Source organism: Bacillus pumilus (assembly GCF_038738535.1).
In the GTDB taxonomy this organism is placed as follows: domain Bacteria; phylum Bacillota; class Bacilli; order Bacillales; family Bacillaceae; genus Bacillus.
Window position 1 is genome coordinate 1,461,856 of sequence record NZ_CP046128.1, and the last position, 24,250, is coordinate 1,486,105.

24 protein-coding genes are annotated in these 24,250 nt (G+C 43.5%); 22 read left to right on the top strand and 2 right to left on the bottom strand.

Annotated elements, in window-relative coordinates:
* Nucleotides 1-26: 26 nt before the first annotated feature.
* From cobA to GKC25_RS07245, 3 genes are all read left to right on the top strand, one after another.
* On the top strand, nt 27-782 hold the full coding sequence (gene cobA / locus GKC25_RS07235; RefSeq protein ID WP_034662468.1) for a uroporphyrinogen-III C-methyltransferase: 756 nt from the start codon (nt 27-29) through the stop codon (nt 780-782).
* Nucleotides 783-855: 73 nt separating this feature from the next.
* Nucleotides 856-1,641 carry a sirohydrochlorin chelatase gene (locus GKC25_RS07240; RefSeq protein WP_034662465.1) on the top strand — a complete coding sequence of 262 codons (786 nt, stop codon included), beginning with the start codon at nt 856-858 and terminating at the stop codon, nt 1,639-1,641.
* The gene (locus GKC25_RS07245) at nt 1,622-2,125 is read left to right on the top strand and encodes a precorrin-2 dehydrogenase/sirohydrochlorin ferrochelatase family protein (protein ID WP_034662462.1); all 504 of its coding nucleotides are present in this window, start codon (nt 1,622-1,624) and stop codon (nt 2,123-2,125) included. The genes GKC25_RS07240 and GKC25_RS07245 overlap by 20 nt, the downstream gene beginning before the upstream one ends.
* A 30-nt stretch (nt 2,126-2,155) precedes the next feature.
* Here the strand turns inward: GKC25_RS07245 and GKC25_RS07250 are convergent, their stop codons facing one another.
* Complete coding sequence (locus GKC25_RS07250) at nt 2,156-3,865, bottom strand: Rqc2 family fibronectin-binding protein (protein WP_342689950.1); 1,710 nt, start codon at nt 3,863-3,865, stop codon at nt 2,156-2,158.
* Nucleotides 3,866-4,029: 164 nt separating this feature from the next.
* On the opposite strand from GKC25_RS07250, the gene GKC25_RS07255 reads away from it, so the two are divergent.
* From GKC25_RS07255 to spoVM, 17 genes are all read left to right on the top strand, one after another.
* On the top strand, nt 4,030-6,705 hold the full coding sequence (locus tag GKC25_RS07255; protein WP_034662458.1) for a calcium-translocating P-type ATPase, SERCA-type: 2,676 nt from the start codon (nt 4,030-4,032) through the stop codon (nt 6,703-6,705).
* An 83-nt stretch (nt 6,706-6,788) separates the two neighbouring features.
* Nucleotides 6,789-7,664 carry a YicC/YloC family endoribonuclease gene (locus GKC25_RS07260; RefSeq protein WP_106037773.1) on the top strand — a complete coding sequence of 292 codons (876 nt, stop codon included), beginning with the start codon at nt 6,789-6,791 and terminating at the stop codon, nt 7,662-7,664.
* A gap of 76 nt (nt 7,665-7,740) precedes the next feature.
* Nucleotides 7,741-8,010: an extracellular matrix/biofilm regulator RemA gene (gene remA, locus GKC25_RS07265; protein WP_008344898.1), complete on the top strand. Its 270-nt coding sequence runs from the start codon at nt 7,741-7,743 to the stop codon at nt 8,008-8,010.
* Between the two features lie 9 nt (nt 8,011-8,019).
* Nucleotides 8,020-8,634 (top strand): guanylate kinase, encoded by a 615-nt coding sequence (gmk, locus tag GKC25_RS07270; RefSeq protein ID WP_003212381.1) that lies wholly within the window; start codon nt 8,020-8,022, stop codon nt 8,632-8,634.
* A 3-nt stretch (nt 8,635-8,637) separates the two neighbouring features.
* On the top strand, nt 8,638-8,841 hold the full coding sequence (gene rpoZ / locus GKC25_RS07275) for a DNA-directed RNA polymerase subunit omega (RefSeq protein ID WP_003211647.1): 204 nt from the start codon (nt 8,638-8,640) through the stop codon (nt 8,839-8,841).
* Between the two features lie 117 nt (nt 8,842-8,958).
* Nucleotides 8,959-10,176 (top strand): bifunctional phosphopantothenoylcysteine decarboxylase/phosphopantothenate--cysteine ligase CoaBC, encoded by a 1,218-nt coding sequence (gene coaBC / locus GKC25_RS07280; RefSeq protein ID WP_034662453.1) that lies wholly within the window; start codon nt 8,959-8,961, stop codon nt 10,174-10,176.
* Nucleotides 10,173-12,581, top strand: coding sequence for a primosomal protein N' (gene priA / locus GKC25_RS07285; protein ID WP_034662451.1), 2,409 nt, complete (start codon nt 10,173-10,175; stop codon nt 12,579-12,581). Before coaBC ends, priA begins: the two co-directional genes overlap by 4 nt.
* Before the next feature lie 15 nt (nt 12,582-12,596).
* Nucleotides 12,597-13,079 carry a peptide deformylase gene (gene def / locus GKC25_RS07290; protein ID WP_187704491.1) on the top strand — a complete coding sequence of 161 codons (483 nt, stop codon included), beginning with the start codon at nt 12,597-12,599 and terminating at the stop codon, nt 13,077-13,079.
* Nucleotides 13,080-13,084: 5 nt separating this feature from the next.
* Nucleotides 13,085-14,038, top strand: a complete 954-nt coding sequence (fmt, locus tag GKC25_RS07295) for a methionyl-tRNA formyltransferase (RefSeq protein ID WP_060596221.1) — start codon at nt 13,085-13,087, stop codon at nt 14,036-14,038.
* The gene (rsmB, locus tag GKC25_RS07300; RefSeq protein ID WP_187704492.1) at nt 14,025-15,368 is read left to right on the top strand and encodes a 16S rRNA (cytosine(967)-C(5))-methyltransferase RsmB; all 1,344 of its coding nucleotides are present in this window, start codon (nt 14,025-14,027) and stop codon (nt 15,366-15,368) included. The genes fmt and rsmB overlap by 14 nt, the downstream gene beginning before the upstream one ends.
* Before the next feature lie 3 nt (nt 15,369-15,371).
* Nucleotides 15,372-16,454 (top strand): 23S rRNA (adenine(2503)-C(2))-methyltransferase RlmN, encoded by a 1,083-nt coding sequence (gene rlmN / locus GKC25_RS07305; RefSeq protein WP_034662441.1) that lies wholly within the window; start codon nt 15,372-15,374, stop codon nt 16,452-16,454.
* A gap of 3 nt (nt 16,455-16,457) precedes the next feature.
* Entirely contained in the window at nt 16,458-17,228 is a 771-nt protein-coding gene (locus GKC25_RS07310; protein ID WP_187704493.1) for a Stp1/IreP family PP2C-type Ser/Thr phosphatase, read from the top strand.
* Nucleotides 17,222-19,177, top strand: a complete 1,956-nt coding sequence (gene pknB / locus GKC25_RS07315; RefSeq protein ID WP_187704494.1) for a Stk1 family PASTA domain-containing Ser/Thr kinase — start codon at nt 17,222-17,224, stop codon at nt 19,175-19,177. Before GKC25_RS07310 ends, pknB begins: the two co-directional genes overlap by 7 nt.
* Nucleotides 19,178-19,189: 12 nt before the next feature.
* A complete protein-coding gene (rsgA, locus tag GKC25_RS07320; RefSeq protein WP_034662434.1) occupies nt 19,190-20,086 on the top strand; it encodes a ribosome small subunit-dependent GTPase A in 897 nt (298 codons plus the stop codon).
* A 3-nt stretch (nt 20,087-20,089) separates the two neighbouring features.
* A complete protein-coding gene (gene rpe / locus GKC25_RS07325) occupies nt 20,090-20,740 on the top strand; it encodes a ribulose-phosphate 3-epimerase (RefSeq protein ID WP_034662431.1) in 651 nt (216 codons plus the stop codon).
* A gap of 60 nt (nt 20,741-20,800) precedes the next feature.
* The gene (locus GKC25_RS07330; RefSeq protein ID WP_060596226.1) at nt 20,801-21,445 is read left to right on the top strand and encodes a thiamine diphosphokinase; all 645 of its coding nucleotides are present in this window, start codon (nt 20,801-20,803) and stop codon (nt 21,443-21,445) included.
* A 71-nt stretch (nt 21,446-21,516) separates the two neighbouring features.
* Complete coding sequence (spoVM, locus tag GKC25_RS07335; protein ID WP_008354550.1) at nt 21,517-21,597, top strand: stage V sporulation protein SpoVM; 81 nt, start codon at nt 21,517-21,519, stop codon at nt 21,595-21,597.
* 69 nt (nt 21,598-21,666) lie between these two features.
* On the opposite strand, the gene rpmB is transcribed toward spoVM, so the two are convergent.
* Nucleotides 21,667-21,855, bottom strand: a complete 189-nt coding sequence (rpmB, locus tag GKC25_RS07340; RefSeq protein WP_003212514.1) for a 50S ribosomal protein L28 — start codon at nt 21,853-21,855, stop codon at nt 21,667-21,669.
* A 271-nt stretch (nt 21,856-22,126) separates the two neighbouring features.
* Here rpmB and GKC25_RS07345 point away from each other — a divergent pair, with 271 nt between their 5' ends.
* Nucleotides 22,127-22,489: an Asp23/Gls24 family envelope stress response protein gene (locus GKC25_RS07345; protein WP_003211680.1), complete on the top strand. Its 363-nt coding sequence runs from the start codon at nt 22,127-22,129 to the stop codon at nt 22,487-22,489.
* Between the two features lie 15 nt (nt 22,490-22,504).
* The gene (locus tag GKC25_RS07350) at nt 22,505-24,178 is read left to right on the top strand and encodes a DAK2 domain-containing protein (RefSeq protein WP_268495207.1); all 1,674 of its coding nucleotides are present in this window, start codon (nt 22,505-22,507) and stop codon (nt 24,176-24,178) included.
* Nucleotides 24,179-24,250: the final 72 nt, after the last annotated feature.

Below are 24,250 nucleotides of genomic sequence, written 5' to 3' on the forward strand. Positions count from 1 at the left end.
CCTGATGGCAGGGGGAGAAAAGCACGATGGGGAAAGTATACATTGTGGGGGCTGGACCTGGAGATCCAGACTTAATTACATTAAAAGCCCATAAGGCAATACAGCAGGCAGATGTCATTTTATATGATCGCCTTGTCAATCAAGAAATACTCGCCCACGCCAAACCCGAGGCGGAATTAATCTATTGCGGCAAGCTGCCGAATCATCATACGATGAGACAGGAAGCCATCAATGAAGCCCTTGTGGCCCATGCAAAGGAAGGGAACGTTGTCGTTCGGCTGAAAGGCGGCGACCCCTTTGTATTCGGCCGAGGCGGTGAAGAAATCGAATGCTTAGCTGAGCACGGAATTCCGTATGAAGTCGTCCCTGGAATTACCTCTGGTATTGCAGCGGCCGCTTATGCAGGCATTCCCGTGACGCATCGTGAATTCAGCTCAAATGTCGCTTTTGTCACGGGTCACTATCAAAAGGATGAGCATTTTGAAGAAAAGTGGGAAGCGCTGGCTACAGGGATTGATACCCTTGTGATTTACATGGGCGTCAAAAATGTGAAAAGAGTGCAGCAGCTTCTTTTAAAAAATGGACGCGATCCTGAAACGCCAGCAGCGTTTATACACTGGGGAACTACGACGAGGCAAAAGACGACTTGCTGCACTGTGGCGACACTGTCTGAAACAGTTGAAAAAGAAGGCATCGAGCATCCAAGTTTAATTGTAGTTGGAGATGTCGTTCATTTTCACCAAAAACTGAGCTGGTTTGAACCCGCCTTAATCGAGAAATGAGAATGATAAAGAAAAGACACGTACATCGATCGTGTCTTTTCGTCTGATCAAAACAAGTAGAGGGAGGAGCCACATGAAACAAGCTGTACTTTATGTCGGGCATGGAAGCAGAGTAAAAGAAGCACAAGATAAAGCCATTTCTTTTATGAAAAGCTGTATGCCGTTAGTAGAAGCAGATATACAAGAAATTTGTTTTTTAGAACTGACAGCCCCTTCTATAGAAGAAGGATTTGAAGCCTGTGTGAAAAAAGGAGCTACACACATTGCGATCGTCCCGCTCCTCCTTTTAACTGCCATGCATGCCAAATCAGATATTCCAGTCGAGATTGAGAAAGTACAAAAGCGATATCCGCAAGTGAAGGTCACATACGGAAAACCAATCGGGGTCAATCAAGAAGTGACAAAAGCGGTTGCTGCAAGAATTGAAGAGGCAGGATATCAAGGCGGGAAAGCACAGATTCTTTTAATTGGCCGCGGAAGCTCTGACCCCGATGTGAAGCGGGATGTGTTTGGCATTGCAGACGATGTCCGGCGCCTGCTCCCTTTCGCAGAGGTCTTGCCATGTTTTATTACGGCATGTGAGCCAAATTACCGAGATGTTCTTGCGCAATTAACAGCAGATGATGATGCGCCTGTTTATCTCGTTCCTTACTTGTTGTTTACGGGTATTTTAATGAAAGAGATTGAAAATGAAGCGGCTCAGGCGAGAAAGAGGCTGAAAGATGTCCGGGTATGCCGGTATATTGGCTTTCATCCGCATGTAAAAGCGGCTTATATTGAACGCGTGCAAGAAACCATTTTAAACAAAGACGATGCGTTTCATTTCCAAGGAGAAAGCCATGCTTCCAGTCCATCTTGATTTAACCGATCAACAAGTGCTCATCGCCGGCGGTGGACGAATAGCCGCAAGAAGGGCAGAGGCGCTATGCATAGAGCCTTGCCATATAACCGTCGTGAGTCCTGATATTTCTAAAGAGATGGCACGTCTCATTGATACATACAACCTGAATTGGAAGGAAAAGAAAGTGGACGTGGAAGATTTAGAGGGTGCATTTTTCATTGTAGCTGCTACAAACGATCCAGCGGTAAATGAATGGATTGCACAAACAGCCCGGCCTCACCAGCTTGTGAATTGTGTGAGCCAATCAGAGCTTGGCAATGTGATCGTGCCAAAGGTGGTCAAAGCAGGGAAAGTGACGATTTCAGTCTCTACAAGCGGTGCGAGCCCAGCTCGGACAAAACAACTGGCTGCGGAAATTGAGGCGTTGCTTGAACAAGAGGATGTAGATGCACTTGACGCTCTCTATATCGAAAGAAAAAAACAACAAAGAAAAAGCCGATAAAATCTCTTTAAGGGATTTTATCGGCTTTTATTATTTTCGCAGCTTTAGGACCACATCTTCGTCAGGCGTGACAAATAATGTTTGCTGCTGATCATACGTCACAAATCCTGGCTTTGCTCCATTTGGTTTTTTCACATGCCGGATTTTCGTATAATCGACAGGAACGGAGCTCGACTCTTTTGCTTTCGAGAAGTAGGCAGCGATTTGAGCCGCTTCAAGCAGCGTCTCTTCATCAGGCGCTTGATGACGGATGACGACATGTGATCCAGGAATATCCTTCGTATGCAGCCAAATGTCGTCACGGGCAGCAGCCTTTGTGGTTAAATACTCGTTTTGTTTGTTGTTTTTTCCGACTAAAATCGGAATACCTTGAGACGATTCATACGTTTCAAGCTGAATGGCCGCCTGTTTTTTCTTTTTGGCGTTGCGCTTTTGTTTGGCGCGTAAATATTTTCCTTCAACAAGTTCTTCTCTCATTTCCTCTAAATCCTTCGGTGAGGCAGAGGATAGCTGCTGAATCAACTCTTCAAAATAAGCAATCTCTTCATGCGTCCGCTCAATTTGTTCATTGACCGCTTCTACTGCATTTTTTGCCTTTTGATATTTTGTGAAATATGCCTGTGCATTTTCAGAAGGGGTTTTGTTTGTTTTAAGCGGGATCGTGATCTCTCCGCCATCTTCATCGTAATAATTGATGACAGTCGCTTCTTTATCCCCTTTTTTGATGGCATATAAATTGGCTGTTAACAATTCGCCATAGAGCTGATATTTATGTGCATGTTGAGATTCTTCAAGAGTTCTTTTCAGTTTTTTGAGCTTGTTTTCATTTTTCTTTTTTTCATTTACGACAAACCGTTCAAGGTCAGACGCCTGCTGTTTAACTCTGTCTCTCTCAGCTTTTCCGAAATAAAAGCGGTCAAGCAGCTGGCTGAGAGAGTCGAATGTCTTCATCTCGCCATGGACATGCTGAAGTTCTAATAAATAGAAATATTCTTTCCCGTCTTTTCTTGTGAGCTGCGGGGTAAAGGAGTGCATGCGAATAAGCTGGAACATGTCGAGCAGTGTATTTGGAATCGTTTCCTGATTGGCAAGACCGGCCCTGTGTACAGCTTCCTTTGCAAACAGCGGAGAAACCCCAGAGAATGTATCGACAATTTGATTTGCGATCTTTCCTTCTTGAAAGCGTAAATGCTTTAAAATATCATCCTTCGTCACTTCAAACGGATTCAATTTTTGCTGTGCAGGCGGCAGAAGGTATTCGTGACCAGGAAGTACCGTTCGATAGCTGTTCACAGATGGAGAAAGATGCTTTAGGCCATCGATGATCTGCTGCGTGTCATCTTCGACAAGAATCAAATTACTATGCCTTCCCATGATTTCAATGTAGAGCTTTCGAGTCTGTTCGTCGCCAATTTCATTGCGGCTTCGTACATGAAGTACGATTACCCGGTCAAATCCAATCTGTTCAAAACGTTCAATGAATCCGCCCTCAAGATGCTTTCTGAGGAGCATACAAAACATTGGAGGTTCGCTTGGATTGTCATATTGATGCTCTGTGAGCTGAATTCTAGCGTAGCTCGGATGAGCGGATAAAAGGAGCTTATGATTTTTTCCGTTTGCCCGGATATGAAAAATCAGCTCGTGCTTATATGGCTGATGAATTTTTGAAATTCTTCCGCCAGTTAATGTCTCTTGCAATTCATTTGTCATACCATATGTAAAAATGCCGTCAAATGACATGTTGGATACACCCTCTTCTTTCACACAAATCTACTGAAAGAACCTTCCGTTTCTCGTTCTTTAGGCAGTCTTATTATTATAGCATGATTTAGGACGAGTCTGAATAAACTGGCTTATAGAACACTGCATATGAGAGAGAACAAAAGAGGAGTGGACGAGGTCAAATGAATTGGCATGAACTGAACCAAACCGATTTATTAAAAACAATGAATACATCGATAGGTGACGGACTGTCAGAAAAAGATGTGCAAAAACGGCTTGAAAAACACGGGCCAAATGAATTGCAGGAAGGGAAAAAGGCGTCGGCTCTGATCATTTTTTTAGCGCAATTTAAAGATTTTATGGTGTTAATTTTGCTTGCGGCAACGATCATTTCTGCTTTTTTAGGCGAATACATTGATGCTGTAGCAATTGTAGCGATTGTTCTGATTAATGGAGTGCTCGGCTTTTATCAAGAACGTCGCGCGGAAAAATCTCTTCAAGCGCTAAAGGAATTATCAACCCCGCATGTGTATGCAAGGAGAAATAATGAATGGGTCAAGATCCCGTCTAAACATCTCGTGCCAGGGGATATTGTGAAATTTTCGAGTGGAGACCGGATTGGGGCAGACATTAGATTACTAGAAACCAAAAGTTTAGAAATTGAAGAGTCCGCTCTCACTGGCGAGTCCATCCCTGCGGTCAAACACGCAAGTCCGCTTTCACGAGACCATGTCTCGCTTGGAGATTTGACGAACATGGCCTTTATGGGGACGCTTGTCACTAGAGGAAGCGGCGTGGGCGTTGTGATTGGTACAGGAATGAATACAGCGATGGGACAAATTGCCGGCATGCTGGATGCAGCAGGGAATATGGAAACACCGCTGCAAAGACGTCTCGAACAGCTGGGAAAAATCCTGATTGTTGCTGCTTTATTTTTAACGGTGCTCGTTGTGGTTCTTGGCGTTGTACAAGGACATGATTTGTATCATATGTTCCTGGCGGGAGTATCTCTTGCAGTTGCTGCCATTCCTGAAGGACTGCCGGCGATTGTTACCGTCGCACTTTCCTTAGGAGTGCAGCGGATGATCAAACAAAAATCGATTGTCAGAAAGCTTCCGGCGGTGGAAACACTTGGCTGCGCGTCGATCATTTGCTCAGATAAAACAGGAACTATGACGCAAAATAAAATGACTGTGACACATGTATGGGCAGAGGGCAAAACGTGGAATATTTCTGGTACGGGCTATGAGCCATCTGGTGATTTCACCTTAAACGGAGAACTTGTCCATGTAGACAAACATCCAAGTCTGCAAAAGGTGTTATTATACGGGGCGCTTTGTAATACATCGACCATCATTGAAAAAGATGGGGAGATGAGGCTTGATGGAGATCCGACAGAGGGGGCACTTCTCACCGCAGCACGTAAAGCAGGGTTTACAGAGCAATTCATCGAAGCCGGATTTCACGTTGTAGAGGAGTTTCCTTTTGATTCAGAAAGAAAGATGATGTCAGTCGTCGTCGAAACGAATCAAAAAGAGCGGTATGTCATTGCAAAAGGTGCGCCGGATGTCCTGATGAACCGTTCAAGTCATATCATGCACGGCGGCCGCACAGCTTCTTTTTCAACCACTCACAGGCAAGAAACAGAGGCTGCGATTCAAGGCTTAGCAAGACAAGCGCTGAGAACGATTGCCATTGCGTATAAAAAAGTCGGTCTGACAGAAAAAATCAACTCTGTCCAGCAGGCTGAAACCGATTTGACATTTATCGGGTTAGAGGGCATGATCGATCCACCTCGTCCTGAAGTCAGACGAGCGATTAAAGAGTGCAGGGATGCTGGCATAAAAACAGTCATGATTACAGGGGATCACGTGGAAACAGCCAAAGCGATTGCCAAAGACTTGAGCCTTTTACCAAAGCAAGGAAAGGTGCTCGACGGAAAAGCGCTGGATCAGATGAGTGACAAAGAGCTTGAGCAAACGGCTGAAAATGTATACGTCTTTGCACGGGTATCACCTGAGCATAAGCTGAGAATTGTGAAGGCCTATCAAAAAAATGGACATATTGTGGCGATGACAGGTGACGGGGTCAATGATGCGCCTGCGATTAAGCAAGCAGATATCGGCATCTCCATGGGCATCACTGGAACAGACGTAGCCAAAGAAGCATCTTCTCTTATTTTACTTGATGACAACTTTGCGACCATTAAATCCGCCATTAAAGAAGGCCGGAATATTTATGAAAACATTCGGAAGTTTGTCCGGTATTTGCTGGCATCCAATGTTGGAGAAATTTTGGTTATGCTGTTCGCGATGCTCCTAGCGCTTCCGCTTCCTCTCGTTCCTATTCAAATTTTATGGGTCAACCTTGTCACAGATGGTCTTCCAGCGATGGCACTTGGCATGGATAAGCCAGAAGGCGATGTCATGAAGCGAAAGCCGAGGAACATGAAAGAGGGCATTTTTGCTAGAGGGCTCGGCTGGAAGGTTGTATCTAGAGGATTCCTCATCGGGCTTGCGACCCTTTTAGCATTTATGTTTGTGTATCACCGCGATCCAAACAACCTGCAATATGCACAGACTGTTGCATTTAGTACGCTTGTTTTGGCGCAGCTCATTCATGTATTTGACTGCCGCAGTGAACGGTCCATCTTTGAACGCAATCCATTCGGGAATCTTTACTTGATCGGTGCGGTTTTGTCATCACTTTTACTTATGTTTGTGGTCATTTATTATCCGCCGCTTCAGCCGATTTTCAAAACGGTGGCCATTGCACCAATTGATTGGCTGCTGATCATCGGTATGTCTGCACTGCCAACTTTTTTACTGGCAGGATCACTTTTGACAAGAAAAAAATAATTCGTTATGGTATAATTTTGAGGTAATAGTGTCTGCTATTACCTTTTTCATTTTATTAATATGAAAGAATTGGGTGTTTTGACATGATACGCAGTATGACGGGATTCGGCCAAGCGAGTAAAACGGATGGAGAACTGACAGTGTCAGTTGAGCTAAAATCGGTCAATCACCGTTTTAAAGAGGTTCATGCCCGTTTGCCGAGGCCGCTTTTATATTTCGAAGACACATTAAAAAAAATCATTCTTCGTTACGTGCAGCGCGGTAGAATTGAGCTGTTTGTCACGATTGAAGGCGGTAAACTAGCAAGCCGGTCCTTGCAGATCGACTGGCCGCTGCTTGATGAATACATGAAAGCCGCAAAAGACCTCGAGAAGCGCTATCACATTTCAGGCATTCAGCATGTACATGACTTACTGGGGCTGGAGCATGCCGTTCAAGTAGAAGAGTCGGCCAGCCGAAATGAGCAGTTAGAGCAATTGCTGATGGATGCTTGTGAAACGGCTGTCAAGGAGCTTTGCTTCATGAGAGAGCAGGAGGGGACATCACTTCAAAAAGACTGTGAGCTGAGGCTTTCTGAATTAGAGGCCTATACAGAAGAAATCAAAGTCTTTGCACCAGAAGTTGTGACTCAGTATAAAGACAGGCTCAATCAGCGATTGCAAGAATGGATCGGAGAGGCGCTTGACGAAAGCAGATTGACAACAGAGGCTGCCATCTTTGCTGACCGCTGTGACATTACAGAAGAGATTACGAGATTGAAAAGTCACTTTCAACAGTTCCAGCAAATCTTGATGCAAGGCGGTGCTGCCGGCAGAAAACTTGATTTTCTTGTACAGGAGCTCAACCGTGAAGTGAACACCATTGGCTCAAAAGCGAACCATCATCATTTAACAAAGCTGGTGGTTGAAATGAAAAGTGCTATTGAAAAAATAAAAGAACAAGTGCAAAATATAGAATAGTCATTGTGTATGCTGTTTACAGTACGTCTCTTTCGGCGAGACTAGAGACGTTTATATTACAGGGGGACGTTAGAAGATGACCATAAAGTTGATCAATATCGGATTTGGAAACATCATTTCAGCGAATCGGATGATTTCGATCGTCAGTCCAGAATCAGCACCGATTAAACGAATGATACAAGACGCAAGAGATCGAGGCATGCTCATAGATGCTACATACGGAAGAAGAACCCGTGCTGTTGTCATTATGGACAGTGACCATGTCATCTTATCTGCCGTTCAGCCTGAGACTGTCGCGCAAAGACTTTCTGTAAAAGAAGAAATCATAGATGAAGGGCAGGGGTAATACGCCATTATGAAAGAAAGAGGACTTTTAATCGTTCTCTCTGGACCTTCGGGAGTTGGAAAAGGAACGGTCAGACAAGCCATTTTCTCCCAGGAAGATACGAAATTTGAATACTCTATTTCTGTGACGACACGTAAACCGCGTGAAGGTGAAAGAAATGGTGTCGATTATTTCTTTAAATCCAGGGAAGAATTTGAACATATGATTGAAAACAAAAAGCTGTTAGAATGGGCAGAGTATGTCGGGAATTACTACGGCACGCCTGTTGACTATGTAGAACAGACATTAAGCGAAGGAAAAGATGTTTTCCTTGAAATCGAAGTGCAAGGTGCACTTCAAGTAAGAGAAGCATTCCCAGAAGGTCTTTTTATTTTCCTTGCACCGCCTAGTCTTTCAGAACTTCAAAACCGCATCATTACACGTGGTACAGAGTCTGAGGAACTCATTCGCAATCGAATGGCTGCTGCAAAAGAAGAGATTGAAATGATGGATGCTTACGACTATGTCGTGGAAAACGATGATGTCGAGCTTGCTTGTGAAAGAATCAAAGCGATCGTCCTTGCAGAACACCTGCGCAGAGACAGAGTCGCACCAAGATATAAAAAAATGCTGGGGGTAGAATAAACTATGTTAGATCCTTCAATTGACTCATTGATGAACAAACTTGATTCAAAATATACACTTGTGACAGTGTCTGCACGCCGTGCACGTGAAATGCAGATCCACCAAGATCAGCAAATCGAAAATACAAAGTCTTACAAATTCGTAGGCAAAGCACTGGAAGAAATCGATGCCGGTCTTTTGACATTTGAAAAAGAGGATCAAGAATAACACATCGCTTCTGCTATGCAGATACGATACGTTCAAAAAAGTCAAAACTATGATTGGTTTTGACTTTTTTGAATTGTAGACGAATTTGTGAAAAAGGCCTTTAAGGGGGACAAACAAATGTTACAGTCAAAAAATATTTTGCTCGGCGTCAGCGGAGGAATCGCCGTATATAAAGCAGCTGCTCTTACTAGTAAACTCGTACAGGCGGGCGCAAATGTAAGAGTGATTATGACGGAATCTGCCCGTGAATTTGTGTCTCCGCTTACCTTCCAAGCTCTGTCTCGACATGAGGTGTATGTGGATACATTTAAAGAAAACAATCCAAAAGTCATTGCGCATATTGACGTAGCTGACTGGGCCGATCTCATTCTTGTTGCCCCTGCAACAGCACATACGATTGGTAAAATGGCGGCAGGGCTTGCAGATGATATGCTCACGACGACCTTACTTGCTTCAACCGCTCCTGTATGGATCGCACCAGCAATGAATGTGCATATGTATGATCACCCGGCTGTAAAGCGGAACATTCGCACATTATATGAGGACGGCTACCGGTTTATTGAGCCGAGTGAAGGTTATTTAGCCTGCGGCTACATTGGAAAAGGGCGGTTAGAGGAGCCTGAAAAAATTGTTGAGCACATCCGTGCATTTTTTGAAAAGCCAAAAAGCTTACCGCTTTCAGGTAAAAAAGTCGTGGTGACAGCAGGTCCTACACGAGAAGTCATCGATCCTGTGCGTTTCTTTACAAATCGATCGTCAGGAAAAATGGGCTATGCGATTGCAGAGGCTGCGCAGCAAATGGGGGCTGATGTCACGCTCATTTCAGGACCTGTTTCTTTAACGGCACCTGACCATGTACATGTGGTGCACGTTGAATCGGCAGAGGACATGTATCAAGCCGTATTAGATGTGTACGAGGAAGCGGACCTTGTCATTAAATCAGCAGCTGTCGCCGACTATACCCCTGTGACATCATATCCTCATAAAATGAAAAAACAGGACGGCGCCTTAGAGATTGAATTCACCCGGACAAAAGATATTTTAAAAGAGCTGGGGAAAAGAAAAGAGCATCAAGTGCTTGTCGGTTTTGCAGCTGAAACGCAGGATGTAGAATATTACGCGAAAAAGAAAATCGAATCCAAGCATTTAGATATGATTGTGGCCAACAACGTCACAAAAGAAGGTGCAGGCTTTGGCACAGACACAAATGTAGCAGCCGTCATCAAAGCAGATGGTACAACAAAAGAGCTGCCGATGATGAGCAAAAAAGACCTCGCTTTTGAAATCTTAAAGGAGGCAAAACAGCTGTTGCCAAAAGAGCGTGATCGAGCATGATTGCTGAAGTCATCGTGGATGTCACAACGAAAGCCATTGACCGGCCATTCGATTACCGTGTACCAGATCGATTCAAAGATCTCGTCAAAGCGGGAATGAGGGTGGTCGTTCCCTTTGGCCCAAGGAAGATTCAAGGGTTTGTGACAAAAGTCAAAGACGAAACAGACATAAAGACAGGAAACATCAAGGACATTGTCGATTTATTTGATTTATCACCTGTTCTGACAGATGAGCTATTGGAGCTTTCCCACTGGCTGACGGAAAAAACATTGTCCTATCACATTACGGCACTTCAATCGATGCTGCCTGCAGCCATGAAGGCGAAGTATGAAAAAGAAATTCAGGTGCTGTCAGATGAAGAACTTCCGCAGTCATTGAAAGAGCTTTTCGGTCAGCGAGATAGCATTCTTTACGCTGACATCCCGGCCGAACAACTAAAACAGATTCAAAAGCATGTCCAAAAAGGTCATCTAGAGGTAAGGTATCATGTCTCGCAAAAATCTGGAAAGAAAAAGGTACGCATGCTCCATCTAGCTGTATCGAAAGATAAGCTTGAAGAAAAACAACAGCAGCTTAAGAAAAATGCGGTGAAACAAAAGGCACTGCTCTCCTTTTTGCTTCAAGCGAGTGAGACGGCCTTTTTAGCGAAAGACTTGCAGCAGCAAACAGGCGCGAGTTCTCAAACGCTTAAAACCTTTATTCAAGAAGGGCTGCTAACAGAAAGCTATGAAGAGGTCTACCGTGATCCTTATCGTGACCGGGCGTTTACACCATCTGCTTCACTTGATCTCATGCCAGAACAAGCAGAAGCGGCAAAACATATTCATCAAGCAGTCAGTGATGACCGGCATGAAACCTTTCTGCTGCACGGGGTGACAGGAAGCGGTAAAACGGAAATATACTTGCAGACGATTGATCATGCCCTTCAAAAAGGAAAAGAAGCGATCGTCCTCGTTCCTGAAATCTCGTTAACCCCTCAAATGGTTCAGCGGTTTAAAGAACGATTCGGCTCAAATGTGGCTGTACTTCACAGCGGCTTATCGACAGGGGAAAAATATGATGAATGGCGGAAAATCCACCGCAAGGAAGTCAAGCTTGTCGTGGGCGCGAGATCTGCTGTTTTCGCTCCATTTGAAAATCTAGGCATGATTATCATAGATGAAGAGCATGAATCTTCTTATAAACAAGAAGAAATGCCTCGTTATCATGCCAAGGATGTCGCCATTGAACGAGCCAGAAGGCATCGATGCCCAGTCGTATTAGGCAGTGCAACCCCTTCACTTGAAACCTATGCGCGTGCGAAAAAAGGCGTGTTTACATTGCTGGCGCTCAAAAACCGCGTCAACCAGCAGCAGCTGCCGCACGTTTCGTTAATTGATATGAGAGAAGAATTGAGAAATGGCAACAGGTCCATGTTTTCAGAAGAATTAATGCTCAGATTAAAGGAAGTGCTTGAAAGAAAAGAACAAGCCGTCTTATTTCTGAATAAAAGGGGCTATTCATCCTTTGTGATGTGCCGTGATTGCGGATATGTGGAGCAATGTCCTCATTGCGAAATTTCTCTCACCTATCACCGCTATCAAAAACGGCTGAAATGCCATTATTGCGGGCACGAAGCACCGGTGCCTGCTGAATGTCCAGAATGCCATAGTGAGCATATTCGCTATTTTGGGACGGGTACGCAGCGTGTAGAAGAAGAGCTTACAAAAGTACTGCCTGAGGCAAGAGTGATCCGAATGGATGTGGATACAACGTCTCGTAAAGGTGCTCACGAAAAGCTCCTCACGTCTTTTGGCAATAAAGAAGCGGACATTTTGCTCGGGACGCAGATGATAGCAAAAGGGCTAGATTTCCCAGATGTCACACTTGTTGGTGTTCTCAGTGCGGATACGTCTCTTCATATTCCTGATTTTCGTTCAAGTGAAAAAACATTTCAGCTTCTCACGCAGGTCAGCGGCAGGGCAGGACGTCATGAAAAAGCGGGTTCTGTGATCATTCAATCGTATACGCCTTCTCACTATAGTATTGAATTAACGAAGCAGCATGACTATGAAGCCTTTTATGAACAGGAGATGCTGCATCGCCGCCACCAGTCCTATCCGCCGTATTACTATTTGGCAATGGTGACGGTATCACACGAGGAAGTGACGAAGGCAGCGCATGTCACTGATCAAATTGTCCAGTTCCTAAAAATGAACTGTGCACCGAATACAAGAATCCTTGGTCCGGCTGCATCACCAATCGCTAAGATCAAAGATAGATATCGATATCAATGCGTGATAAAATACAAAAGGGAAAATGAACTGGCAAGTTTACTACGGAAAATACAAGATCATTATCAAAAGGAAATGGAACAAAAACAATTGATGATTTCAATAGATATGAATCCATATATGATGATGTAAAACGGAGGGCTTTAAGTGGCAGTAAAACCAATAGTCATACATCCGGCAGAAGTACTTGAACAAAAGGCAGAGCCTGTTGATACGTTCGATAAAAAGCTCAAAAAACTGCTTGATGATATGTATGATACAATGCTTGAGCTAGATGGAGTCGGACTAGCAGCACCACAAATCGGCATTTCACAAAGAATGGCTGTTGTCGATATCGGAGAAGAACCTGGCAGAATTGATTTAGTGAATCCCGAGGTTCTTGAAGTGAAAGGAAGTCAAACAGATATTGAAGGCTGCCTGAGCTTTCCATCTTTATATGGCACAGTAGAAAGACCGAGCTATGTGAAGGTAAAAGCCTTTGATAAGAAAGGCAAACCATTTACAATAGAAGCAGAAGGATTTTTAGCAAGAGCCTTATTGCACGAAATTGATCATTTAGACGGCATATTATTCACGTCGAAAACCATTCAAACCTATACAGAAAAAGAACTTGCGGAAATGGAAGGGTGAAGAAAATGGCACGTATTGTATTTATGGGAACCCCTGATTTCTCAGTACCTGTGCTGCAAACACTCATAACAGAAGGATACGAAGTTGTCGGGGTCGTCACGCAGCCAGATCGCCCAAAAGGCAGAAAACGAGTACTCACACCGCCTCCTGTGAAAGTAGAAGCCTTAAAGCACGGCATTCCTGTACTGCAGCCTGAAAAGGTGCGTCTTGATGAAGAAATTGATAAAGTGCTTTCATTAAAGCCCGATTTAATTGTAACGGCGGCATTTGGACAAATTCTACCAAAACGATTACTGGATGAACCTCAGTTTGGCTGTATCAATGTTCATGCCTCACTGCTGCCAGAACTAAGAGGCGGCGCGCCGATCCATTATGCGATCCTTCAAGGTAAAAAGAAAACAGGCGTCACCATCATGTACATGGTGGAACGACTCGATGCAGGGGACATGATCAGTAAAGTAGAAGTAGAAATCGACGAATTAGACAATGTCGGTACATTACATGACAAATTAAGTGTAGCAGGCGCCGCATTGCTGAAAGATACTGTGCCAAATGTTCTGAGCGGATCTATTTCTCCAATTCCGCAAAATGAAGAAGCGGCAACGTACGCACCTAATATAAAGCGAGAGCAAGAAAGGTTAGACTGGACAAAGACCGGAGAAGAGCTTTACAACCAAGTTCGCGGCTTAAATCCATGGCCAGTTGCCTATACTGAATGGAACGGGGCTCATCTAAAAGTATGGGAAGCGAAAAAAGTTCCACTTCAAGTGCAAGAAGAACCTGGGAAAGTGATTGAGCTTCAAAAAGAAGGTCCGGTCATTGGAACTGGGAATAAGCAAGGCCTTTTATTAACAGGTGTGCAGCCAGCTGGTAAGAAAAAAATGAGCGGCGAAGACTTCTTAAGAGGCGCAAATATCGAAATTGGACAGAAATTAGGGTTAATGAATGAAGAAAAGTAATGTGAGAGAAGTAGCGCTGGACGCTTTAATCAAACTTGAACAAAACCAAGCTTACAGTAATTTGCTTTTGCAGTCAGTCATGAAAGACAAAGACTTGGCAGATCAGGACAAACCGCTCTTAACAGAGCTTGTGTACGGTACACTGCAAAATAAGCTGGCATTAGATTATATGCTGGCACCATTTGTGAAAAAACCGCAAAAGGTGGCTTCATGGGTCATGCAGCTTTTGCGAATGTCTCTTTATCAAATGGTCTACCTTGAAAAGATTCCAGACCGTGCAGCCATCCATGAAGCAGTTGAGCTAACGAAAAAGAGAGGGCACAAGGGCATTTCTTCACTTGTGAACGGCGTTCTTCGTTCCGTGCAAAGAGAAGGTGTTCCGGCTTTTGATGACATCAAAGATCCGGTCAAGCGGCTTTCAATTGAGACAAGCCACCCATTATGGCTCGTGCAGGAATGGGTTCAGTCGTACGGATTTGAAGCGGCAGAAAGCATGTGCCGCATTCATTTAGTACCGCCAAAGCAAACCCTCCGTGTCAATCGAATGAAAACCGGCCGCGCGGCATTGCAGCAAGAACTGCTGGATGCTGGAATCGAAACGGAGCTCGGCGACTTATCTGAAGATGCACTCAAGCTGATGAAAGGGTCCATCGTTTCAACCCCTTCTTTTCAAGAAGGCTATGTGACCATTCAAGATGAAAGCTCAATGCTTGTCGCAAGAGCACTAGACCCTCAGCCGGGAGAAACAGTGCTTGACGCCTGTGCGGCTCCAGGCGGAAAATCAACACATATCGCAGAGCGTATGAACGACGAAGGACAAATTGTTTCACTTGATTTACATGAACACAAAGTGAAACTCATCAAACAAGCAGCAAAACGCCTGAACCTTACTCAGATTGAGGCAAAAGCGCTTGATGCGAGGAAAGCGAAAGACTATTACAGCGAAGCTTCATTTGACCGTATTCTGATTGATGCGCCGTGTTCTGGTTTTGGCGTCATCAGACGAAAACCAGATATGAAATATACTAAGTCTCCAGAAGACTCAGCAAGGCTTGCTGCTATTCAGCAGGCAATTTTAAAAGAAGCAGCTCCGCTTTTAAAGCCTGGCGGAACCCTTGTATATAGTACATGTACAATGGACCCAACAGAAAATCAACAAGTGATTCATGCGTTTTTACAAGAACACCAAGACTTCGAACCCGATCTATCTCTTAATGAACGGCTGCCTGAGCAGGTTGCTCCGTTTGTTCAAAACGGAAGTGTACAAATTCTTCCTCATTATTTCGGAACAGATGGTTTCTTTATTTGCAGCATGAGAAAGAAGGGATAAAAAATGACAGAACAAAAAGTAAGAAAAGAACTGAAAACAGATATGCCGTCGATTTATTCATTTGAGCTTCACGAAATGAAAGAATGGTTAAAAGAACAAGACGAAAAGCCTTTCCGCGCAGCTCAAATTTTTGAGTGGCTTTATGAGAAACGTGTGACATCCTTTGATGAAATGTCTAACCTCTCCAAAGATTTAAGAGAAAAATTAAAAGATCAATTTACTATCACAACTTTAAAAACCGTGATCAAACAAACGTCTCAGGACGGAACGATCAAGTTTTTATTTGAACTGCATGATGGCTATACAATTGAAACAGTGCTTATGCGTCACGAATATGGAAACTCTGTCTGTGTCACAACTCAGGTTGGCTGTAGAATTGGCTGTACATTCTGTGCATCTACACTTGGCGGTTTAAAACGAAACCTTGAAGCGGGAGAAATCGTTGCACAAGTATTAAAAGTGCAGCAGGCACTTGACGAAACAGATGAGAGGGTCAGCTCTGTTGTCATCATGGGAATTGGCGAACCGTTTGATAACTTTGAAGAAATGCTTGCCTTCCTTAAAATCATCAACCATGACAACGGCTTAAATATTGGTGCACGTCATATTACAGTTTCGACAAGCGGAATCATTCCAAAGATCTATCAATTCGCTGATGAGCAAATGCAAATCAACTTTGCTGTATCTCTGCACGCACCGAACACAGAGATCAGAAGCCGCCTGATGCCGATCAATAAGGCATATAAGCTGCCAAAATTAATGGAAGCCATTGAATACTACATTCAAAAGACGGGTAGACGTGTCAGCTTTGAATACGGCCTGTTTGGCGGAGTAAATGATCAAGTTCACCATGCGGAAGAACTTGCAGACCTATTAAAAGGAATCAAGTGCCACGTAAACCTCATTCCGGTGAACTATGTACCAGAGAGAGATTATGTGAGAACACCTAGAGAACAAATCTTCCTATTTGAAAAAACGCTGAAAGAACGCGGCGTAAACGTAACGATTAGACGAGAGCAAGGCCATGACATTGATGCTGCTTGCGGTCAGCTAAGAGCGAAGGAGCGTCAGGAAGAGACGAGGTGACGAATGTTGATAAGGGCAGCCTTTCTTACCGATACAGGAAAAGTCCGTCAGCATAATGAAGATGATGCAGGTATTTTTGAAGCAAAAGAAGACTCACTTCTCGCTGTTGTAGCAGACGGCATGGGAGGTCATCTTGCTGGTGATGTCGCCAGCAAGATGGCAGTCTCTTCTTTGAAAGAATACTGGGAAAAAACATCTTCAATTCCAGAAAAGCCAGCCGATCAAGAAAGCTGGTTAATCTCAAAAATCAGTGACATTAATGACCAAGTATATGAACATGCGAAAAACAATGAGGAGTGCCAAGGAATGGGGACGACCATTGTGTGTGCGCTCGTTCATTTGCAAACGGTCACAATTGCGCATATTGGAGACAGCCGCTGCTACCTGCTAAGAGAAGGAGCGCTGACCCAATTAACGGATGATCATTCACTTGTGAATGAACTTGTGAAAACAGGTGAAATTTCAAAAGCGGATGCAGAATATCATCCAAGAAAAAATGTGCTCACGAAAGCATTAGGAACAGATAAACGTGTTCAAATTGATGCACGCACCTTTGAAGTGGACCCAGGAGATCAAATCCTGCTTTGCTCAGATGGTCTATCGAATAAAGTAGAAGAAGAGAATTTGATTCATATTTTAACGCAAACGAACGCACCAGATGAAAAAGTAACAGAGTTAATTCAAACAGCGAATGACAACGGCGGTGAAGATAACATTACAGCAGTACTGTTAGAAATCTCCTCCCAGCCAGAGGAGGGTGACAGCAAGTGTTGATCGGAAAAAGGATCAGCGGCCGTTATCAGATTCTTCGCGTCATAGGCGGAGGCGGAATGGCAAACGTCTATTTGGCGGAGGATATGATTTTAGATCGCGAAGTAGCGATTAAAATTTTGCGGTTTGACTTTGCGAGCGATGATGATTTTATTAGACGATTCCGGCGGGAAGCGCAATCAGCTGCAAGCTTAGATCATTCGAATATTGTCAGCATCTACGATGTAGGGGAAGAAGATGACATTTATTATATTGTCATGGAATATGTCGAGGGGATGACGCTGAAAGAATACATACACGCCAATGGCCCGCTTCATCCGAAAGAAGCCGTTCGCATCATGGAGCAAGTCGTTGCGGCGATGGAAGAAGCCCATGCGAAACAGCTCGTCCACCGTGACATTAAGCCTCACAATATATTAATAGACAATATGGGGAATATCAAAGTCACTGATTTTGGGATTGCCATGGCACTCAGCTCAGCGACCATTACCCATACAAATTCTGTCCTAGGCTCCGTGCACTATTTGTCTCCAGAACAAGCACGCGGAGGTCTTGCAACGAAAAAGTCAGACATCTATTCGCTTGGGATTGTGCTTTATGAACTCATCTCAGGACGCATGCCATTTGAAGGGGAATCGGCTGTCAGTGTCGCACTGAAGCATTTGCAATCAGAGCCTCCATCTGTGAGGAGATGGAATCCTTCTGTTCCACAAAGCGTGGAAAACATCATTTTAAAGGCGATGGCCAAAGATCCATTTTATCGATATGAAGATGCATCTGAAATGCAAAAAGACTTAAAAACCGCTTTCGATCCAGCCAGATTAAAAGAAAAACGCTTTGTCATTGAAGAAGACCATGAAGCAACGAAAGCGATCCCAATCATTCAAGATCATCTAATCGATCAAGACAATGAAAAAACAGCTGTCCACCCGGCTCAAAAACCGAAGAAAAAAGAGAAACAAAAGCCGAAAAAGAAACGAAAAAAATGGCCATGGATTGTGGCATCCATCTTATTTATATTGACTGCTGCGACAATTTTAGCCATCACTGTGTTTCCAGGGCTGCTTTTTCCAAAAGATGTGGAAGTCACAGATGTATCTGGCATGACGGTTGAAAAAGCAGAAGATGCCTTGAAGAAAGCTGGGTTTACCGTCGCTTCGGAGTCAATAGAGATCGCTGATGAGAAAATTGAAAAAGGTCTCGTCGTCAAAACAGATCCGAAAATCGGCACAAAGGTCAAAGAAGGAACAGAGATTCAGCTTTACGAAAGTACTGGCAAGGAAAAGACCGAATTACCTGATGTTACAGGCGAAAAGGTCGATAAAGCAAAAGAAATATTAGAGAAAAAAGGGTTTAAACAGGTCGTTGTGGAGGAAGTGAATGATAATGACACCGAATCTGGGATTGTCATGGAACAGAATCCATCAGCGAATACAGAGCTTGTAGCAGCAGATGAGGAAGTCACGTTGACTGTCAGCATAGGTCCTGCCGATATTACATTACGTGATTTAACGACGTATAGTAAGCAGGCGGCATCGAATTATTTAGAGGATAACGGATTAAAGCTTGATGAAAAAGAAGCGCATTCTGACGATGTGCCAAAAGGCGAGGTCATGAAGCAGGAACCAGGAGCAGGAACTGCTGTTAAACCAGGTGATACGGTTAAGATTACATTCTCTCTTGGACCGAAGGAAAAACCAGCCAAAACGGTGACTGAAAAGATTGCGATTCCTTATGAACCAGAAACGGAAGGGCAGGAGATGAATGTCCAAATTTCCATTGATGATGCGGAGCATAGCATCTCTGATTCATATGAAAGCTTTACAATCACTGCGCCGACTGAGCGGACCATTAAGTTTAAGATTGAACCAGGTCAAAAAGGATATTATCAAGTGACGGTTGATGATAAAGTCGTAAGCTCTAAAACGATCGAATACCCTGATGATGAATAAAGGAGGGACTTTATGCCTGAGGGCAAAATTATAAAAGCATTAAGCGGATTCTACTATGTGCTGGATGAATCGCAAGAGAGTGGAAAAGTGGTTCAGTGCAGAGCGAGAGGCATCTTTCGAAAAAACAAAATTACACCTCTTGTTGGCGATTACGTCGTGTATCAAGCAGACAACGATAAAGAAGGCTACTTATTAGAAGTAAAAGAACGGACAAACGAACTTGTTCGTCCGCCTATTAGTAATGTTGATCAAGCGGTACTTGTTTTCTCAGCAGCAGAACCAACTTTTAGTACATCACTTTTAGACAGATTTTTAGTGCTTGTTGAAGCCAATCATATTGAGCCGATTATCTGCATCACTAAAATGGACTTATTGAAAACAGACGAAGAGCGTGAAACGATCATGGCATATGCAGACGACTATCGGCAAATTGGCTATGAGGTTCATTTAACCTCTACGATTGAAGGAGATGGCATTGAGAAGCTGACTCCGCACTTTCACAATAAAATTACGGTATTTGCCGGTCAGTCTGGTGTAGGCAAGTCCTCTCTTTTAAATGCGATGAGTCCTGAATTGGCGCTGAAAACAGATGATATCTCATCCCATCTCGGACGAGGAAAGCATACGACAAGACATGTCGAACTCATTCGAACAGCAGACGGGCTCATTGCAGATACTCCGGGCTTTAGCTCGCTTGAATTTACTGGCATCGAAGCAGAAGATCTAGGTCTATACTTTTTAGATATTAGAGACCGAAGTGCAGATTGTAAATTTCGAGGCTGCCTGCACGTGAAAGAGCCTGGGTGTGCGATAAAAGATGCGGTCGAGCATGATCAAATCAAAGAGTATCGTTATCAGCATTATTTAGAGTTTTTAACTGAAATCAAAGACAGAAAGCCGAGGTACTAAATCATGGTTTATATTGCCCCTTCCATTTTATCAGCAGATTTTGCCAATTTGGAGAAAGATATCCGTGATGTGGAACAAGGCGGTGCGGATTACATTCATATCGATGTCATGGACGGTCATTTTGTACCGAATATGACATTTGGGCCAAATGTCGTCGAAGCGATTAGACCGCATACGCGTCTTCCGCTTGATGTTCACTTAATGATTGAGCAGCCAGACCGGTATATTCCTGCATTCGCAAAAGCAGGCGCTGACATTATTTCTGTTCATGTGGAAGCTTGTCCGCACTTACACCGAACAATACAGCACATTAAAGAACAAGGTGTAAAAGCAGGGGTCGTCTTGAATCCTCACACACCTGTTTCTCACATTGAGCATGTATTAGAGGATGTGGACCTTGTGTTATTCATGACGGTGAATCCTGGTTTTGGGGGACAGGCATTTATTCCATCTGTCCTCACGAAGGTAAAAGAAGTAAAAGCACTGAGTGAACAAAAGGGCTTAACCGATTTACTGATAGAAATAGACGGCGGTGTCAATGTAGAGACTGCAAAGAGCTGCAGGGAAGCAGGCGCTAATTTACTTGTAGCGGGCTCTGCGGTATACGGTAAAGACAACCGCGCAGCAGCTATCCAGGCAATTCGAGAAGCGTAAAGAAAGGAACCAAAGTCATTGTGATCTTTGGTTCTTTTTATATAGAGAGGAGCGTATATCATGCACATACATATCGTAGCCGGCGGTCCTTTTGAATACATTCCGCCACTTGAACATGAAGCATCACAGAAGGATATTCTCTGGATTGGCGTAGACCGTGGAACCCTCTTCTTACTAGAGCAAGGCATCATCCCTGCCAAAGCCTTTGGTGATTTTGACAGTGTGACAGAAGAAGAGCTTCGGGAGCTGAAAGAAAAATTGCCTGCCCTGAATGTATTTCAAGCTGAAAAGGATGAAACCGATTTAGAGCTTGCACTGAACTGGGCACTGAGTCAGCATCCAGCACATATTTACATCTACGGTATTACGGGAGGAAGGGCTGATCATTTTCTAGGAAATATCCATCTTCTTTACAAAGGGATTCAGCACAAGCAGAATATCACCCTTGTAGACAAACAAAATATCATTCAAATGTTTGAACCTGGTACATACGAAATAAAAGAAGATCAGGATAAAAAATATGTGTCGTTTCTACCCTTTGGAACACCGGTTGAAAAGCTGACATTAAAAGGTTTCAAATATCCTCTGAAAAATTGTCATATTGAGCCTGGTTCCACACTATGTATTAGTAACGAACTCATCCACTCAAATGGTACTTTTTCTTTTCATGAAGGCATATTAATAATGGTAAGAAGCAAAGATTGACCAACCTATCAATGTGGATGGCTGATTAAGCTCAATTGTGCTGCAAGCGGTACTTTTAGGAGGGGGACAAAATGAAATTTTATACAATCAAACTGCCTAGATTTCTTGGCGGCATTGTCCGTGCGATGCTTGGTTCATTTAAGAAAGATTAATGAGTAATCTCCTTTATTTCCACATAAAAACGCCTGCTACAATTAATTGTAGCAGGCGTTTACTCTTGCTTATACACGCTCAACTTTACCAGATTTCAAAGCTCGAGCTGATACATATACTCTTTTAGGCTTACCGTCCACTAGAATACGAACTTTTTGAAGGTTCGCGCCCCATGTACGTTTTGTAGAGTTCATTGCGTGAGAACGGTTGTTCCCAGCTTTTGTTTTTCTGCCTGTAATAACGCATTTACGTGCCATTTGTTTCCCTCCTAACTGCGAAAACATCATCATATTCTTCATATACGTACTTAGAGATGCCTCAAGATACTTTAATAATTTACCACAGCTTCAAGGGGTTTGCAAGGATTGTTTACTCCTCTTTCAAGAAAAATACCTTGACATCTTGATAAAAAATCAAGGCTATAGTATAAGTAGGATTGGGTCGGATTGAATGATTTCTTTTAAAAAGAAGGGTCTTATAGTAAAATAGTGATAACTCAGGGCAATTTCTCAAAAAGGGGGAACCAATGTGTCCATTGAACTTAGAACGAAATACGGACAAATTGATATATCAAATGAAGTCATTGCAATGGTGGCAGGAGGCGCTGCGATCGATTGCTATGGTATTGTTGGGATGGCGTCCAAAAATCAAATCAAGGACGGCTTGACGGATATTCTCCGCAAAGAGAACTTCAGCCGGGGTGTTCTTGTGCGTCAAAAAGAAGACCGCATTCATATTGATATGTACATCATCGTCAGCTACGGTACAAAAATATCAGAAGTCGCACATAATGTTCAAACGAAAGTCAAATATACGATTTCTCACACAGTTGGACTTTCTGTTGATTCGGTCAACATTTATGTACAAGGAGTAAGAGTTACGAACCCGTAGTAAGGAGGAAATATATTGTCTATTAGAAATCTTGATGGCCGCTCATTTGCAAAAATGATTCTTGCAGGTGCTCACCATCTTTCTCAAAACGCACAAATTGTTGATGCGTTAAATGTTTTTCCAGTGCCAGACGGAGACACGGGGACAAATATGAATTTGTCGATGACTTCAGGGGCAAAAGCAGTTGAAGAAACAAATACCGATCATATTGGGAAGGTCGGCGTGGCCCTGTCAAAAGGGCTATTGATGGGCGCAAGAGGAAACTCAGGCGTGATCCTTTCACAGCTCTTTAGAGGTTTCAGTAAACATATCGAACAAAAAGAAACGATTGATGCAAAAGAATTTGCCCTTGCCTTACAGGCAGGTGTTGATACAGCATATAAAGCCGTGATGAAACCGATTGAAGGGACCATCTTAACGGTTGCAAAGGATGCAGCAAAGAAAGCGGTTGCTGTTTCAGCGGCAGAAAATGACATTGACCGCGTTCTTGAGTTAACGATTGAGGAAGCGAGAGCATCACTTGATCGAACGCCGGATCTGCTTCCTGTTTTAAAAGAAGTGGGCGTTGTCGATAGTGGGGGTAAAGGACTTCTATGCGTATATGAAGGTTTCCTTGCTTCATTAAGAGGAGAGGACCTCCATCTGAAAGCGGCCTCTTTGCCAACGTTAAAAGAACTTGTCAGTGCAGAGCATCATAAAAGTGCACAAAGCCATATGAACACTGAAGATATCGAATTTGGTTATTGTACTGAATTTATGGTGAAATTTGAAGAAGACAAACAGTCCTTTGATGAGAATGCCTTCAGAGAAGACTTAAGCGAATTCGGAGATTCACTTCTTGTGGTGTCTGATGAAACGCTGGCGAAAGTTCATATTCATGCAGAGCAGCCTGGAGATGTCTTATCCTATGCACAGCGCTACGGCAGCCTGATCAATATGAAAATTGAAAATATGAGAGAGCAGCATAGCTCGATTGTGAATGAAGAAAGAGAACACGCGCCCGCTGCACCAGAGGCACCTGCTGCTGAAAAACAGCGCTTTGGAGTCGTCAGTGTCGCAATGGGAGAAGGAATTGCTGACTTGTTTAAAAGTATCGGAGCTTCCGTCGTCATTGAAGGCGGACAGACGATGAACCCGAGCACAGAAGACATTGTCACAGCAATTGAAAGCGTACATGCCGAAACCGTCTTTATCTTACCTAATAATTCTAATATTGTCATGGCAGCGAAACAGGCGGCAACTGTCTCAAGCCGTGAGGTCGTTGTCATTCCGACGAAGACCGTTCCCCAAGGAATGTCGGCACTTCTTTCTCTAAATGAAGCAGCTTCAAATGAAGACAACGAAGCAGCAATGCTAGAAGCGATTGACCACGTGAAAAGCGGCCAAATTACCTTTGCAGTGAGAGATACCCAAATTGATGGAATCGACATTGCCAAAGGCGATTATATGGGTCTCTTTAACGGGAAAATTACCTTAACCTCGAAAAATCAATTAGATGCAGCAAAAGAGCTTTTGACCAAAATGGTGACAGAAGATGATGAGATTGTCACGATCATTAAAGGGGAAGATGCATCATCTGAAGAGATGGATGCGTTAGAAGCCTTTATTGAAGAAACATTTGAAGATGTAGAAGTTGAAGTCCACGATGGAAAACAGCCGCTTTATTCATATATTTTGGCTGTTGAATAACGAAAGAAGGGCAAATAAAGCCCTTCTTCTTCTTTTGCAATTTTTTACTAGTGATTCAACGGTGAAATGAGT